Here is a 13224-nt window from a genome sequence, read left to right on the forward strand (position 1 = left end):
GTGCCGGGACGGCGGGGCGATCGCGAGGGGTGGGCGGCCGCCCGCCGGGGCGCCGTCGTCCGAACGGGTGCGGCCGCCCGTCGGAGGGGAATGAGGAAGGGCGACGCGGGGGTCCGCGTCCGACTCATCGATCCTTTCGTCGCTGCTCTTGCCCGTCCCATCCAGCACCGAGATCGCCCGAGAGCAGGGCGAGGAGCTCGGCGAGGACGAGCCACTTCGTGATCCTGGACCACCCGTGAACATGGGGTTGGCGAGTGACCATCGGAGGATCGGTGGAGGCGCGCGGCCTCCTGGTCACTGCTCGTGAAGCATCGTTCATCCTAGCCGAGGGGCACGTTCACCGCCACGTCACCCTCGTCACGCCGTCGCCGGGCGTCATACGCCGAGGCCATCGGCGTCAGTCGCACGCCGGGTCCGCACGCCGAGCCTCCGCCGGGCTCAGGCGAGCTCAGGCGAGCTCAGGCGAGCTCAGGCGAGCTCAGGGGCGATCTCGATCAGCCCGCGTCCGCGGATCCGCCGCTCCTCCAGCGCGCGGTAGGCCTCGCCGACCTCGTCGAAGCTGAACCGGTCGGTGATCAGCCGCTCCAGGTCGATCCCGCCCTGCTCGACCATCCGCAGCACCTCCGGCATGGTCTCGTGGGCCTGGCCGCCGAAAGTGCCCAGGATCTGGATCTTGCGGCGCACCACCTTGGTGATGTCGACGTCGAGGGTCTGGCCGATCGGGGCGACGCCGGCGAGCACCGCCCGGCCGCCGTCGTCGGCCAGGTCCACGGCCAGCTTCGCGGTGGCCGCCGAGCCCAGCGCCTCGATGACGACGTCGGCGCCGTGGCCCAGCAGGCCGTGGAGGCTCTCGACCGGATCGGCACGGGTGGAGTTGATCGTCTCGGTCGCGCCGAGCTCCTCGGCGAGGGCGAGCTTGTCGTCGTCGACGTCGATCGCGACGACCCGCTCGGCGCCGGCCGCCCGCGCCAGGTGGATCATGCTCAGTCCCACGCCGCCGGCGGCGATGACCGCCACGGACTCGCCGCGCCGGACCTTCGCGACAGTGCTGATCGCCCCGCAGGCGGTGAAGAGGCTGCAGCCCAGCACGGCGGCGTCGGTCAGCGGCACCCCCTCGGGGACCTCGAAGACCGCGCGCTTGGGCACCACCGCCTGCCGCGCGTGGCCGCCCATCGAGTACATCGCCACCGGCTCGCCGCCGGGACGGCTGAGCCGCGACGTGCCGTCATAGAGCGTGCCGGACAGTCGATTCATGGTGAAGAAGACCTCGCAGAGGTCGTCGCGGCCGCGCTCGCAGTGCCGGCAGCGGCCGCAGGGCATGATGAAGCTGCAGACCACCCGGTCCCCGGGTTCGACATGGTCGACGCCGGGGCCGACGGCGCGGACGACGCCGGAGACCTCGTGGCCGAGCACCGCCGGATGCGGGAACGCGATCTCCTCCTTGAGCAGGTGCAGATCGGTGTGGCACACCCCGCAGGCGACGATGTCGAGGAGCACCTCCTCGGCCTGCGGCTCCTGCAGGTGCAGCTGCTCGCGCCGCAGCTCCCGGCCCGGCCCGGCGTAGACATGAGCCTCGGTGGTGCGGGGTTCCTCGATCTCCGTCATGGGCTGCTCCTGCCGCGCGTGGACTCCGACCATGCGGGGCATCGCCGCCCCGCGAGGTGCTGTCCATCACTGCATATCACTGCCGACCGCTCCGGGGAAGGACGGAGCTCCGAGCCTGGACCGGACCCGGCACTCCTGCACAGCCTCCGATTCCTGCACAGGCGGCAGTGCGCCGCCGAGGACACGCCGGTTCCTCCCCATCGGAGACCCTCCGGCTTCTCGCGGCGCCGGGCGAGGAGAAGGATCACACCCAGCGCCGCGGGGATCCGCCGCCGGCGCGGACCGATCACCACCACTCGCCGCCGCCCGGCCTCGGCCCCTCCGGAGCGACACGGAGCCCGGCCGCCCGGCGGGAAAGGAGCAGGACCATGACCACCGCCATCACCGCCGCCCGACCCGAGGAGGCCCGAGCATCTGTCCAGGACAGCGCCTCGGCCGCCGCAGGCGCCGCCGCCCCGGCCCCCGGCCGCGCGTCGCCGTCGGCCGCCAGCGGTGCACCCGCCCCCGGATCCGCCGGCCCCGCTGAGGCCGACCGCCGGATGCGCCGCACCGACGAGGCCCGTCGTCGGGCCGAGCTCTGGGCCGAGGAGGACGGCCTCGCCACCGCCGAGTACGGCATCGTGATGCTCGCCGCCGTGGGCTTCGCCGGTCTGCTCGTGGCCGTGCTGTCCTCCGGCGAGGTCCAGGAGATGCTGCACGGCATCGTCGAGCAGGCGCTGAGCCGCTGAACACTGTGGACTCAGGTCAGCGCGCCACGATGGGAGTCGCGACAGGCCCTGGGGCCGCGCCTCGGGCGGGATCGTCGGCCAGTTCGCGGGCCGGCGACCCCGCTCGGCGGGCGCTCGACGCACCCGACGCAGCCAAAGTGCCCGGCCGTCGACGGCGCCCTCGGACGGCCGGCGAGCGCGGCGCGGTCACCGGCGAGTTCGCCGCCGCGCTGCCCGCGGCCGTGCTGGTGCTGATGCTGCTGATCAGCCTCGCGATGCACGGCGCCGCGCAGGTCTCGCTCGAGGACGGCGTTCGAGCGGCGGCCCGCGAGACCGCCCGGGGCGCGGACGAGGCGACGGCGATCGAGACCGCCCGGCGGGTCGCCGACGAGGAGCTCGAGGTCTCGATCACCCGCGACGGCGACTATGCCCGCGTCAGGGCCGTCCGGCCCGTGCGGATCCTCGGACTGGTGGAGGTCGCGCTGGAGCAGACCGCCGAGGCCGAGCTGCCGGTGGAGCATCTGCCGCCTGCGGAGGTGCCGGCGGGTCCGGAGCCGGCGACGAGCGGAGACGGGTCGTGACGCGGACGGCCGGGCGGAGGACCGGCGCCGCGAGGACGACCGTCGCAGGCGGCGACCGGGGATCCGGAACAGTGCTGGTGCTGGCCGGCGCCCTCGTGCTGCTGATGCTGCTGGCGACGGTGGTCCTGCTCGGCGCCGCCGCGACCGGCGGAGCGCGGGCCGCCCGGGCGGCCGATCTGGCGGCGCTGGCCGGCGCCGACGTCGCCCGCGGGCTGGCGCCGGGAGACCCCTGCACCGTCGCTGAACAGGTCGCTCGGCGCAATGGTGCCGAGCTCACCGCATGCCGTGTCATCGGCGCGGACGGCACGGAAGTCCTCGTCGTCGTCCGCCGCGCCGTGGGCGGCGCCGCCGGCGAGACGCTCGAGGCGACGGGCACCTCGCGCGCCGGACCGCCGCGGTGATGCTCAGCCGCCGACCATCCCGGGCACACCCTCGAGGGCGCGCGCGTAGATCCGATCGCGTGCCGTGCGCGTGCCCGGGATCAGGCCGTTGAGCTCGAGGCTCACCAGACCATGGACCAGCCCCCAGATGCTCAGCGCCTGCGTCTCGACCTCGTCCGCATCGGACGTGACGAGACACCGCGCCACCGCCTCGCGCAGCATCGCGAAGGTCGGAGCGTCCACGGGCCGGCCGCGCCCTTCATCGGGGGCCGTCGCGCCGAACATCACCTGGTAGAAGCGCGGGCTGTCGAGGGCGAACGCGCGATAGGCGACGCCGAGGCCGCGCAGGTCCTGCCACGGCGAGCCCGACGTCGGGACGGCCGAGAGGTGCTCGCCGAACCGCTCGAAGCCCTCGGCGACGACGGCGGAGACCAGCTCCTCGCGGCCGCCGAAGAGCGAATAGATCGCCGCAGTGGACGTCTCCGCCGCCGCGGCGACGGTGCGCAGCGACACCGCAGGCGCCCCCTGGTCGGCGATCATCCGGGAGGTCTCCTCCAGCAGCCGCCGCCGGACGGTCTCGTCATGGATGCGCGGTCGAGCCATGGCGGCAGTCTAATCCTTGACAGCAGTTTCCACACACTGTTCTATAACAGTGTCATGATTCATAGCGCCCTCGGCTCCGGTCGGAGACCCGCGCTCCGCCGCCCGAGGAGCACCCAGGGGGACAGGATGCTCGACCTCTCCGAACCCGCCCGCGTCACCGCCGGGATCGCCGTCCTCGCGGCGATCACTGTGACCACGGGCGGACATTTCCTGACCCGCGTCGTCACCGGCCGGGTGCCGACCACCGACTTCCAGACCGCCTTCTTCCGCGCCGGCCACGCCCACGCGGGCGTGCTGATCACCCTCGGGCTGGTCTGCCTGCTGCTCACCGAAGCCACTGGGCTCACCGGCGGGTGGCAGTGGCTGGCACGCACCGGCGTGCTCGTCGCCGCGATCGTCATGCCCGCCGGCTTCTTCTTCTCGGCGATGGGCACCGGCCGCACCGCCCCGAGCCGGTGGGTCGTGCTGCTCTGGACCGGGGCGGTGTTCCTCGCCGCCGGCCTGGCCGCGCTCGGCGTCGGGCTGCTGATCAGCTGAGCAGCCCCGGCGCACGCACTGCTGACCGTCGCGGAGCCCACCGTCTAGTCTCGACTCCATGAGCCTCGACACCACGATCCCGCTCTACGACGACTCGCGGCTGAGCCGCGTGCTCTGCGTCGCCGCCCACCCCGACGACCTCGAGTACGGCACCTCGGCGGCGGTCGCCCGCTGGACGGCCCGCGGGCTCCACGTCTCCTACCTGCTGCTCACCTCCGGCGAGGCGGGCATGCGCAGCCGGGACCCGGAGGAGGTCGGCCCGCTGCGCGCCGCCGAGCAGCGGCGCGCCTGCGCGCTGGTCGGCGTCGACGACCTGCTCATCCTGGACCTGCCCGACGGCACGCTGCAGGCCGATGTGGAGACCCGTCGACGCATCGCCCGTCGCATCCGCGAAGTCCGTCCCGAACTGGTGGTCACCCAGCCCTGGGACCTGCACGTCCCCTGGGGCCTGAACCACGCCGACCACCGGGCCGCCGGGATCGCGACCGTCGACGCCGTCCGCGATGCGGACAACCCCTGGGTCTTCCGCGACTTGATGGAGCAGGAGCACCTGGAGCCGTGGGCGGTGTCGGAGCTGATGGTCATCGGCGCCGATCCCGCCACGCATCTCATAGACGTCGGCGGCGCGCCGCTGGAGCAGGGCATCGCCTCCCTCGAGGCGCATGAGGAGTACCTCGCCGAACTCGGCGACGCCGGGGACGTGCGGGGCATGCTCGAGTCCGCGATGGCCGAGGCAGCCGCAGCGTCCGACGTCGCCGGCCCGACCCATGCGCTCGGCGCGACGGTCCACCGAATGGCGTGAATCCCGGCCGGGGCCGCGAGACCGCCGCCAGCGACCATGCGCCCCGACTCAGGCAGGCCGCTGAGACGCCGTCCGCGCCTCGAAGTGCTCGCCCCAGGCGTCCATGGCCGTCACGACCGGGTGCAGACTGCGGCCCAGCTCGGTCAGCGAGTACTCCACCTTCGGCGGCACCTGCTCGTAGACGGTCCGGGCGACGACGCCGTCCTCCTCCAGCTCGCGCAGCTGGCGTGTGAGGGTCTTGCGATTGGCCCGCGGCACCAGCCGACCGAGCTCGCCGAACCGACGCGGCCCGTCGAAGAGATGCTTGACCACGGTGAGCTTCCACGCGCCGCCGAGCACCGACACCGCCACCTCCACCGGGCACACCTGACGCGCCCGCTGCACGGGAAGTCGCATCCTCGCCTCCTTCTCCGCTCGCCGGCGGGACCCCGTAACCCGCAGGGACATTATTGTCCGTACTGTACACTGACTCCCTGTCTGCTGACACTGGTGGCATGGACACCGACCACATCACGGCATCGCCGGCGGGGCGCGCCGAGCCGGCGGCCGATCCGGCAGAGGCTCCGCGGACTGTGCTCTGGGTGAGCGCGCATCCCGAGCCCGACTCGCTGACCGGAAGTCTGCGCCGGCACGGCATGGAGGTGCTGCGCCGCCGCGGCCACACCGTCCTGGAATCCGACCTCCACGCGATGGCCTGGGACCCGGTGGTCCGAGCCGAGACGCTGGACACCCGTCCGGCGCCCCGGCCAGTGCAGATCACTCGGCAGGGACGGTCTGCTCAGCTGGCCGGCACCCAGCCGCCGGACGTGGCCGCCGAGCAGCAGAAGCTGCGTGGCGCCGACGCGCTCGTCGTGCAGTTCCCGCTCTGGTGGTACGGGATGCCGGCGATCCTGAAGGGCTGGTTCGACCGGGTCTTCGTCTCCGGCTTCGCCTTCGGCACGGACCCGGACACCGGTCGCCGGCTGCGCTTCGAGCAGGGCCCCTTCCGCGGCACCCGCGCGCTGGCGGCGATCACGCTCGGCGACCGAGCCGCATCGATCGGACCTCGGGGCAAGAGCGGCGAGCTGGAGGAGCTGCTCTTCGGCCTGCTCCACGGCACGTTCGCCTACACCGGGATGGACGCGCTGAGACCGTGGGCGCTGCCCAGCGCCGACTTCACCGACGAGGACAGCTGGCCGGAGGCCGCCGGATCCCTCGCCCGGCGGCTGGAAGGGCTCTTCGCCGAGGAGCCGCTCCCCTACCGCGAACAGTTCACCGGGGACTACACCGAGGAGTGGGCGCTGCGCGAGGAGATCCGCCCCGGCCAGACCGGACTGTCAGTGCATCTGCACCGCTGACGCGCCGCCGGCGGTCCGGCATGCTGGAGTCATGCGGATGTTCGCCAGCCTCGTGCCGCCCCGTCCGGCGCTCGACGACCTGGAGACGGCCCTGGCCGCGCTGCCTCCGACCGAGGAGGAGACGCCGGCCCTGCGCTGGGTGCCCGCGCACCAGCGCCACATCACGCTGGCCTTCCACGGAGACGTCCCGGACCAGGAGACCGAGCGGATCCGCACCGAGCTGGCGACGCTCGCCTCCCTGACGCCTCCGCCGATTCTGCGGCTCGCCGGCGCCGGGATGTTCTCCGACCGGGTGCTCTGGGCCGGTGTGCAGGCTCGAGGTCCCGGGGGCGCGTCGTCTTCCGGACCGGCCGAGACGACCCGCGACCCGCTGGTGGAGCTGATGATCGCCTGCCGCGACGCCGTCTCCGAGGACGGCCGACGGCGGCGCCCGGGGGTCGGTGCTCCGGGGGCGGCGGACGCGGCCGCCTCGCCGGCATCGACCTCGTCCGTGCCGACGGAGGACGCCTGGGACTCGGACTCGCCGGCCGAGGACCCTGTGCCGCATCTGACTCTGGCCCGCTCGTCGCGGGGCGGAGTCGGCGTCGAGCAGCTCCGACGCCGCGCAGCGGAGCTCGCCGACTATACCGGCCCCGAGTGGCGGGCCGGCGCGCTGCTGCTGATGCGCTCCCAGCTCGGCGCCGGCCCTCGCGGCACGGCGCACCACACGGTGGTCGCCGAGCTGCCGCTGGCCGGCTGACCCGCCATCCGTGCCGCCGTCGCGGCGGGATCACCCGCCCAGCGCGCCGTCGACCACCTGCGGCAGCAGGCCGAGGACGACGGGCATCACGCCGAGGAGGATGAAGGCCGGCAGGAAGCAGATCCCCAGCGGCAGCACCATGCGCACGCCCAGTCGGGCCACCTGCCGTTCTGCCGCGTGCCGGCGCGCGGACCGCAGCCGGACCGCGCCGATCTGCAGCAGTTCGGTGCTGGGAGCCCCGGTGCCGTGGGCGAAGGCCAGCTGCTCGCCGAGGTCGCACAGCGGCCGGAGGCGTGAGTCCGTCTCCTCGCGACGGCCGGGGAGACGGGACAGCAATGCGCCGAGCCCGCCGCCGACGTGCCCTCGGCGCAGTTCGGCCCAGGCCTCGTCCCAGCCGGCACCGGCGGCCAGCGCTCGGTGCACGGCGCTCAGCGGCTCCGCGCCGGGCACCGTCCGGGCGAGGCGGTCCAGCGACGCCTCGATCCCGGAACCGGCCGCGAGCAGCGCGGAGACCAGATCCACCAGCAGCGCCGCATCAGGCGCCTCCCCGGGGACGGCGCCAGGGGCGTGACCGGAGGCGACGTCGGCGGTGACGCCCGACATCGAGGAGGAGGCATCCCGCGCCGAGGCCGGGCGGAGCCGTCGCCTGCGCCCGGCGAGGCCCCGGTCTGCGCCGCGTCGTCGCGCGACCCGCTCGACGGCATGGCCTCCGGCAGGACGCGCCGGAAGGACCAGCAGCCCGGCCGCCAGCCCGACCAGCAGTCCGCCGAGCATCGCAGCCGATGCAGCAGGGCGGAGGGCGGCGAGCATCGCCGGCGACTCGAAGAGCACGTCACCCATGCGGCATCGCCGCCCGCATCATTCCCCGGCCCCACCACCATCCGGCGGCCAGCAGCGCCGTGCCGAGCACCAGACAGCCAGATCCGACGCCGCCATCGAACAGCAGTGAGAAGGCGTCGGCGCCCATGACCTGCCCCAGTCCGACGCCGGCGAGCGGCAGCAGCACCAGGATCAGCTGGGTGGTCTGCGGCCCGGCGACCGCTGTGCGGATCGAGGCATGCAGCTCGGCGTCCTCCTCGGCCGCGGCGGCCAGCCGACGGGCGAGCTCGGCCAGCGGAGCTCCGGTCTCTTCGGACAGGGCGACCGCCCCGCGCAGCCGGTCCAGGACCTCGCCCAACGCCCGTGCCCCGTCCGGGGACAGCCCGAGGGCCGCGGCCTGGTCCCGTGTTCTGCGACCGGCGCGGCGCAGCCCGACCGCGGCCCCGTCGCCTGCGGCCTCGGCGCGAGCGACGTCGGCACAGACCGCCGCCAGCGGATGCGACTCCCCGAGCCGTCCCCAGTGGTCGCGGAGGTCGCCCCAGGCCTGGCCGGGCGAGCGCCCGGACTGCAGCAGCGCGGCCAGCTGACGCAGCAGCTCGGCGACGTCGCGGCGCAGGGTCTCGCCGGAGGACCGCCGGCCCTGCCGCCGTCCGAGCCGCGAGCGCACGCGCCGCGCGATCCCCGACCGGGCACGGCTCGACGCACCCGAGATCCCCGCCGAGGCACGGTGACGGGCCGCCGGCGGCGTCGGAATCAGCATCACCACGGCGACGAGCGCGCAGCCTCCGCCGAGCAACAGCATCGCGCCGCGGCCGACGCCGGGGAGCTCATCCATCCGTCTCCGCCTTCCGCTCTCCGCACCACCGGACGGCGTCCTGCCCATCGCGCGTGTCAGATTCGTCGGGCTCGTCGCCGACCAGCTTCTGCCACCCCGGTCCGCGACGCAGAACCTCCCCGTCCTGACGCAGCACCGGGGTCATGCCCAGCTTCCCGTCGGCCCAGACGACCTGCGAGGCCGCCGCGGGCCGTCGGTGCGGACCGCGCCGCTCCACGTGGATGACCAGATCCAGAGCAGCCGCGGCCTGCATCGCCACCGTCTGCGGCGGCATCTCCGCCAGCGCCCCCATGGCCTCCAACCGCGCCGGCACCGCCTCCGGCGAATTCGCGTGGACCGTGCCGCCGGCGCCGCGATGGCCGGTGTTCATCGCCGCCAGGAAGTCGCGCAGCTCGGCGCCGCGGCACTCGCCGACGATCAGCCGGTCCGGGCGCATGCGCAGCGTCTGACGGACCAGCTGGCCCATCTCCACCGCTCCGGCTCCTTCGGCGTTTCCCCGCCGGGTCTGCAGATGCACGACATGCGGGTGCTCGGGGTGCAGCTCGGCGGAGTCCTCGACGATCACCAGACGCTCATCCGCCGGGCATTCGGCCAGCATCGCCGCCAGCAGCGCGGTCTTCCCCGCCCCGGTGCCGCCGGAGATCAGGCAGTTCAACCGTCTGCGGACCACCGCGCGGATCAGTCGCAGCCAGTCCTCGCGGTGGGACCAGTCCGCCGCGAGGTCCTCCATCCGGGCGACGGCGCCGCGGGCCACGCGCACCGAGAGCATCGTGCCTTCCACGGCCACCGGTGGGATGACGGCATGGATGCGGCAGTCGCCGAGGCGCCCGTCGGCGCAGGGGCGTCCTTCGTCCAGTCGCCCTCCCGAGAGGGCGATGAGCCGCCGGGCCAGCGAGCGCGCCTGCTCCTCGCCCTCCAGCGCGGCCGCCCGACGCCGGAGCCCATCGGCTCCGTCGGTCCAGATGCGCGCCCTGCCGTCTACCAGCACGTCGGTGACGCCGGGCTCGTCGACGTACCGCTGCAGCGGCCCCAGACCGACCAGCTCGTCGCGGAGTCGACCGACGAGCCGTCGAGTGGTGGCCGCACCCAGCGCCAGCCCTGCACGGCGCACCTGCTCGGCGATGCGCGCGGCGGTGATCGGCTCGTCCCCCGCCGCCAGCGCCTCACGCAGCTCGCGCAGAGTCTCGGCGTCGGGCAGATCCTCCGTGAGGAGCCGCTGCGCGGCGCGGTCCTCCGGTCCGACGGCGCGTTCACTCATCGCCCACCGCCGCGGCCCGCAGTCCGGTTCCGAGGTCGCCCGGCTCTGCCGCGCCGACAGACTCCAGCAGCGCCGCGGCGAAGGCCTCGCCGCGGCGCGTCCGGAGCAGCTCATAGGCCTCCGCGAGATCGTCGGCCCGCCGCAGCCACTTCTGCTCGGGCAGGTCGGCGGCGACAGGCGGCCCGAGAGCCGCCAGATCCTCCCGGCACCAGCCCGGGCGGGCGGCCCCGGAGGACACCACCGCCCAGGGGATCTGCGGCCGGGCGGCGAGCATCTCGGCGGCCCCGCGCATTCCGCGCGCCGAGGCCGAGCTGACCAACAGGCCGGCGTCCCAGGCGGCGTCGCCGCGCGAGGCCTCGGCGGCGCGCCCCGGATCGCCGGGAGTCCCGAGGGCGCATCCGCGGCCGGCGTCGACGACGACCAGGTCGAACCCCCGGCGCCCGGCGGCGAGCACACGGTCGATCAGACCGGACGACGGCTCCTGCGTCGGCGCGCCGGTGAGCACATGGACCCCCTCCACTTCGGGCAGCGCCGAGGCGAGATGCCCCGGGGCGAGCGCACCTTCTGTGGCCGCGATCCCCGTCCAGTCCAGCAGGGCCTCGGCGTCGGCCTCTGCGGAGAGCAGGTCGCGCAGTCCGGAGCCGGGCGTCGGATCCGCGTCGACGAGCAGAGCCCGCTCGTCGCGAGCCGCCGCCTCGGCGGAGGCCAGGAATGCGACAGTGCTGGCGCCCACGCCGCCGTGGGAACCGGCCACCAGCACCGTCCGGCCCGGAAGCCGGTCCGTCGCCCGGGCGGCCAGATGCTCGCCGAGCCAGCTCTCGGCCGCGGGCAGCGGCACCGGAACCGCCGCGGGCCTCCCGGCGGCGGCCTGCCAATGCGCCGCATCTCCGCGACCGACCAGCAGCAGCCCGTCGGCCGCGGCTCCGGCGGTGGCGGCCGACTCCGGCGAGCACAGGGCCGCAGCCCAGCGTCCCCCGGGACCGACGGCGCGCTGCCAGCCCTCGGGCCAGGTCTCCCGCGCATCCGTGCGCGCGCCCACGACGGCGGCGGTCAGCGTGATCTCGTCGCGCAGCGCCTCGTCAGAGGTGACCAGCAGGATCGCCGGTTCGGCGGGCTCGGCGGATTCCTCGGGGTCTGCGCGCGGCCCGCGGCGACGAAGCAGCGCGGCCCCCGCGGCGTCCTGCGCGGCGCCGGCCCTCGGGCGGCTCCTCCGCTGCGCTATGTCCTCGATGCGTGGTCCCATGGCTCCACCGTGGCCGCGCCGAGCCGAGCGGGGAAGCGCGTCGCCGCCCGGTGTGGAGGACTCGGCGCGTCGCCGTCGCCCTGCGGCCACCTGTGCAGGAACAGAAGGCTGTGCAGGGGCTGGAGCCTGTGCAGGACTCCCACCCGGACAGCGCCCGCAGCCCGCTCTCGAGACGCTGACGGCACAGTCGAGCACCGACGGCGATCGGCCGAAAGGCTCAGCCGATGATCTGGAAGTCCTGCGGGTCCACCGTCCTCCGGGTGTCCCAGGGACGTTCCCAGCCGAGCCGCGCCAGCATCCGGTCGACCAGGATCGCGGTGAACCCCCAGATGAGCGTGCCGTCGACGACGAACGCCGGTCCGCGGAACGTCGTGCCCCGGCGGTGCAGCAGCGAAGTGCTACGGTTCGCGGGATCCACCAGGGCCGAGAGCGGCACGCGGATCACCCGATCGACTTCACCCGCCTCCGGCGTCATCGGCCCCGGGTCCGCGGTCGTCGCCAGCACCGGGATGACCATGAAGCCGCTGACCGGCACCGGTGCCGGCGGCAGAGGGCCCAGCACCTCGATCCCGGCGGGATCCAGTCCGACCTCCTCGCCGGCCTCGCGCAGCGCCGCGGCGACGGGGCCGGAGTCCTCGGGCTCCAGCGCCCCGCCGGGAAGCGCCACCTGGCCGGGGTGCGCCGAGAGCCCGGCGGCCCGCTGGGTGACCAGCAGATACGGCTCCTCGTCCGGGACCTCCGGCAGGCAGAACAGCATGAGCACCGCCGCGTCGCGTCCCTCGCCGGGACGCATCGCCGGCCGCGCCGGGACCTCGACGGCGGGCTCCTGCTGCCACCATCCGCCGACTTCGGCCGCCCGGGGGTGCCGGCACCGGTAGTCGGCGGCGTCGGCGACCACTGCGCGCAGCGCCGCGACGGCGTCGTCGCGTCTCGGCGTCGCGCCCCGTCCCACAGGCGCGGCGTCCGATCCCGAGGTGGGCGTCGCATCAGGCACTGAGCGGATACCCCGCCTCGCGCAGCTGCCGACGCGTCCAGCCGGCGCGCATCTTCTCCAGCAGATCCTCCCGGCCGGGGGCGAGCTCGTACTTCAGCAGCCCCCGCGCGGCCTCCGGCTCCTCCTCGCCGGCGCCGAAGGACGGGCACCAGCGGGCGATCGGGCAGGCGCCGCAGGCCGGGCGCTTGGCGTGGCAGACCCGTCGCCCGTGGAAGATCAGCCGGTGCGAGAGCATCGTCCAGTCCTTCGGTTCGAAGAGAGCGCCGACGTCGCGCTCGACCTTCACCGGGTCCTGTTCCTCGGTGAAGCCCAGCCGCCGGGCCAGCCGCCCGAAGTGGGTGTCCACTGTCAGCCCGGGGCGGCCGAAGGCGTTGCCCAGCACCACGAAGGCAGTCTTGCGTCCGACGCCGGGCAGCTCCACCAGGGCGTCGAGGTCGCCCGGGACCTCGCCGTCGTGCGTCTCGACCAGCGCCCCGGCCAGACCCAGCAGCGAGCGGGTCTTGGACTGGTAGAAGCCGGTGGGCCGGATGAGCTCGGCCAGCTCACGCTCGTCGGCGACGGCCAGCGCGTGCGCGTCGGGGTACCGGCGGAAGAGCTCCGGAGTCACCGCGTTGACCCGGACATCGGTGGTCTGGGCGGACAGCACTGTGGCCACGAGCAGCTCGAAGGGATTCTCGAAGTCCAGCTCGGCCACCGCATAGGGATAGACCTCGGCCAGGGTCCGGTTGATCTTCCGTGCCCGGCGCGTGGTGGCCAGGGGCGTCTCCTCGCGCATCATCGCCGC

16 protein-coding genes are annotated in these 13224 nt (G+C 74.5%); 7 read left to right on the forward strand and 9 right to left on the reverse strand.

The annotated features are described in order from the left end of the window. Positions 1 to 468 precede the first annotated feature (468 nt). Positions 469 to 1605: a zinc-binding dehydrogenase gene (locus tag GCL72_RS07055; protein ID WP_153144005.1), complete on the reverse strand. Its 1137-nt coding sequence runs from the start codon at positions 1603 to 1605 to the stop codon at positions 469 to 471. Between the two features lie 368 nt (positions 1606 to 1973). On the opposite strand from GCL72_RS07055, the gene GCL72_RS09790 reads away from it, so the two are divergent. From GCL72_RS09790 to GCL72_RS07070, 3 genes are all read left to right on the forward strand, one after another. Then, complete coding sequence (locus GCL72_RS09790; RefSeq protein WP_211364994.1) at positions 1974 to 2333, forward strand: DUF4244 domain-containing protein; 360 nt, start codon at positions 1974 to 1976, stop codon at positions 2331 to 2333. A 137-nt stretch (positions 2334 to 2470) separates the two neighbouring features. Continuing rightward, on the forward strand, positions 2471 to 2893 hold the full coding sequence (locus tag GCL72_RS07065; RefSeq protein WP_153144006.1) for a TadE family type IV pilus minor pilin: 423 nt from the start codon (positions 2471 to 2473) through the stop codon (positions 2891 to 2893). Next, positions 2890 to 3294 carry an Rv3654c family TadE-like protein gene (locus GCL72_RS07070; RefSeq protein ID WP_153144007.1) on the forward strand — a complete coding sequence of 135 codons (405 nt, stop codon included), beginning with the start codon at positions 2890 to 2892 and terminating at the stop codon, positions 3292 to 3294. Before GCL72_RS07065 ends, GCL72_RS07070 begins: the two co-directional genes overlap by 4 nt. 3 nt (positions 3295 to 3297) lie before the next feature. Here GCL72_RS07070 and GCL72_RS07075 read toward each other — a convergent pair whose 3' ends face one another. Further along, a complete protein-coding gene (locus tag GCL72_RS07075) occupies positions 3298 to 3876 on the reverse strand; it encodes a TetR/AcrR family transcriptional regulator (RefSeq protein WP_153144008.1) in 579 nt (192 codons plus the stop codon). 126 nt (positions 3877 to 4002) lie between these two features. On the opposite strand from GCL72_RS07075, the gene GCL72_RS07080 reads away from it, so the two are divergent. Both GCL72_RS07080 and GCL72_RS07085 read left to right on the forward strand, forming a co-directional pair. Then, positions 4003 to 4413: a hypothetical protein gene (locus GCL72_RS07080; RefSeq protein WP_153144009.1), complete on the forward strand. Its 411-nt coding sequence runs from the start codon at positions 4003 to 4005 to the stop codon at positions 4411 to 4413. A gap of 58 nt (positions 4414 to 4471) precedes the next feature. After that, on the forward strand, positions 4472 to 5215 hold the full coding sequence (locus GCL72_RS07085; protein WP_153144010.1) for a PIG-L deacetylase family protein: 744 nt from the start codon (positions 4472 to 4474) through the stop codon (positions 5213 to 5215). 48 nt (positions 5216 to 5263) lie between these two features. On the opposite strand, the gene GCL72_RS07090 is transcribed toward GCL72_RS07085, so the two are convergent. After that, on the reverse strand, positions 5264 to 5611 hold the full coding sequence (locus tag GCL72_RS07090) for a winged helix-turn-helix transcriptional regulator (protein WP_153144011.1): 348 nt from the start codon (positions 5609 to 5611) through the stop codon (positions 5264 to 5266). Positions 5612 to 5709: 98 nt separating this feature from the next. Here GCL72_RS07090 and GCL72_RS07095 point away from each other — a divergent pair, with 98 nt between their 5' ends. Together GCL72_RS07095 and GCL72_RS07100 are read left to right on the forward strand one after the other, a co-directional pair. Then, the gene (locus tag GCL72_RS07095) at positions 5710 to 6552 is read left to right on the forward strand and encodes an NAD(P)H-dependent oxidoreductase (protein ID WP_211364995.1); all 843 of its coding nucleotides are present in this window, start codon (positions 5710 to 5712) and stop codon (positions 6550 to 6552) included. A gap of 37 nt (positions 6553 to 6589) precedes the next feature. Continuing rightward, positions 6590 to 7291, forward strand: coding sequence for a 2'-5' RNA ligase family protein (locus tag GCL72_RS07100; RefSeq protein ID WP_170289584.1), 702 nt, complete (start codon positions 6590 to 6592; stop codon positions 7289 to 7291). A gap of 30 nt (positions 7292 to 7321) precedes the next feature. On the opposite strand, the gene GCL72_RS07105 is transcribed toward GCL72_RS07100, so the two are convergent. The 6 genes from GCL72_RS07105 to nth all read right to left on the reverse strand — a co-directional run bounded on the left by GCL72_RS07105 (position 7322) and on the right by nth (position 13218). Beyond that, complete coding sequence (locus GCL72_RS07105; RefSeq protein WP_153144013.1) at positions 7322 to 8131, reverse strand: type II secretion system F family protein; 810 nt, start codon at positions 8129 to 8131, stop codon at positions 7322 to 7324. Next, entirely contained in the window at positions 8124 to 8945 is an 822-nt protein-coding gene (locus GCL72_RS07110) for a type II secretion system F family protein (RefSeq protein WP_153144014.1), read from the reverse strand. Before GCL72_RS07110 ends, GCL72_RS07105 begins: the two co-directional genes overlap by 8 nt. Beyond that, the gene (locus GCL72_RS07115; RefSeq protein ID WP_153144015.1) at positions 8938 to 10203 is read right to left on the reverse strand and encodes a TadA family conjugal transfer-associated ATPase; all 1266 of its coding nucleotides are present in this window, start codon (positions 10201 to 10203) and stop codon (positions 8938 to 8940) included. Before GCL72_RS07115 ends, GCL72_RS07110 begins: the two co-directional genes overlap by 8 nt. Then, positions 10196 to 11446, reverse strand: coding sequence for a CpaE-like family protein (locus GCL72_RS07120; RefSeq protein ID WP_153144016.1), 1251 nt, complete (start codon positions 11444 to 11446; stop codon positions 10196 to 10198). The genes GCL72_RS07115 and GCL72_RS07120 overlap by 8 nt, the downstream gene beginning before the upstream one ends. A 217-nt stretch (positions 11447 to 11663) precedes the next feature. Further along, complete coding sequence (locus GCL72_RS07125; RefSeq protein ID WP_211364996.1) at positions 11664 to 12440, reverse strand: NUDIX hydrolase; 777 nt, start codon at positions 12438 to 12440, stop codon at positions 11664 to 11666. Further along, entirely contained in the window at positions 12433 to 13218 is a 786-nt protein-coding gene (nth, locus tag GCL72_RS07130; protein ID WP_153144017.1) for an endonuclease III, read from the reverse strand. Before nth ends, GCL72_RS07125 begins: the two co-directional genes overlap by 8 nt. Positions 13219 to 13224 lie beyond the last annotated feature (6 nt).

It is taken from the genome of Nesterenkonia halophila, from assembly GCF_009467795.1.
GTDB classification, from domain to species: Bacteria; Actinomycetota; Actinomycetes; order Actinomycetales; family Micrococcaceae; genus Nesterenkonia; species Nesterenkonia halobia.

What these genes read in the sequence shown, in the direction of transcription:
- GCL72_RS07055 (WP_153144005.1), bottom strand. Translation starts at nt 1,605, where the DNA reads ATGACGGAGATCGAGGAACCCCGCACCACCGAGGCTCATGTCTACGCC.
- GCL72_RS09790 (WP_211364994.1), top strand. Translation starts at nt 1,974, where the DNA reads ATGACCACCGCCATCACCGCCGCCCGACCCGAGGAGGCCCGAGCATCT.
- GCL72_RS07075 (WP_153144008.1), bottom strand. Translation starts at nt 3,876, where the DNA reads ATGGCTCGACCGCGCATCCATGACGAGACCGTCCGGCGGCGGCTGCTG.
- GCL72_RS07080 (WP_153144009.1), top strand. Translation starts at nt 4,003, where the DNA reads ATGCTCGACCTCTCCGAACCCGCCCGCGTCACCGCCGGGATCGCCGTC.
- GCL72_RS07085 (WP_153144010.1), top strand. Translation starts at nt 4,472, where the DNA reads ATGAGCCTCGACACCACGATCCCGCTCTACGACGACTCGCGGCTGAGC.
- GCL72_RS07090 (WP_153144011.1), bottom strand. Translation starts at nt 5,611, where the DNA reads ATGCGACTTCCCGTGCAGCGGGCGCGTCAGGTGTGCCCGGTGGAGGTG.
- GCL72_RS07095 (WP_211364995.1), top strand. Translation starts at nt 5,710, where the DNA reads ATGGACACCGACCACATCACGGCATCGCCGGCGGGGCGCGCCGAGCCG.
- GCL72_RS07100 (WP_170289584.1), top strand. Translation starts at nt 6,590, where the DNA reads ATGTTCGCCAGCCTCGTGCCGCCCCGTCCGGCGCTCGACGACCTGGAG.
- GCL72_RS07105 (WP_153144013.1), bottom strand. Translation starts at nt 8,131, where the DNA reads ATGGGTGACGTGCTCTTCGAGTCGCCGGCGATGCTCGCCGCCCTCCGC.
- GCL72_RS07110 (WP_153144014.1), bottom strand. Translation starts at nt 8,945, where the DNA reads ATGGATGAGCTCCCCGGCGTCGGCCGCGGCGCGATGCTGTTGCTCGGC.
- GCL72_RS07115 (WP_153144015.1), bottom strand. Translation starts at nt 10,203, where the DNA reads ATGAGTGAACGCGCCGTCGGACCGGAGGACCGCGCCGCGCAGCGGCTC.
- GCL72_RS07120 (WP_153144016.1), bottom strand. Translation starts at nt 11,446, where the DNA reads ATGGGACCACGCATCGAGGACATAGCGCAGCGGAGGAGCCGCCCGAGG.
- nth (WP_153144017.1), bottom strand. Translation starts at nt 13,218, where the DNA reads ATGATGCGCGAGGAGACGCCCCTGGCCACCACGCGCCGGGCACGGAAG.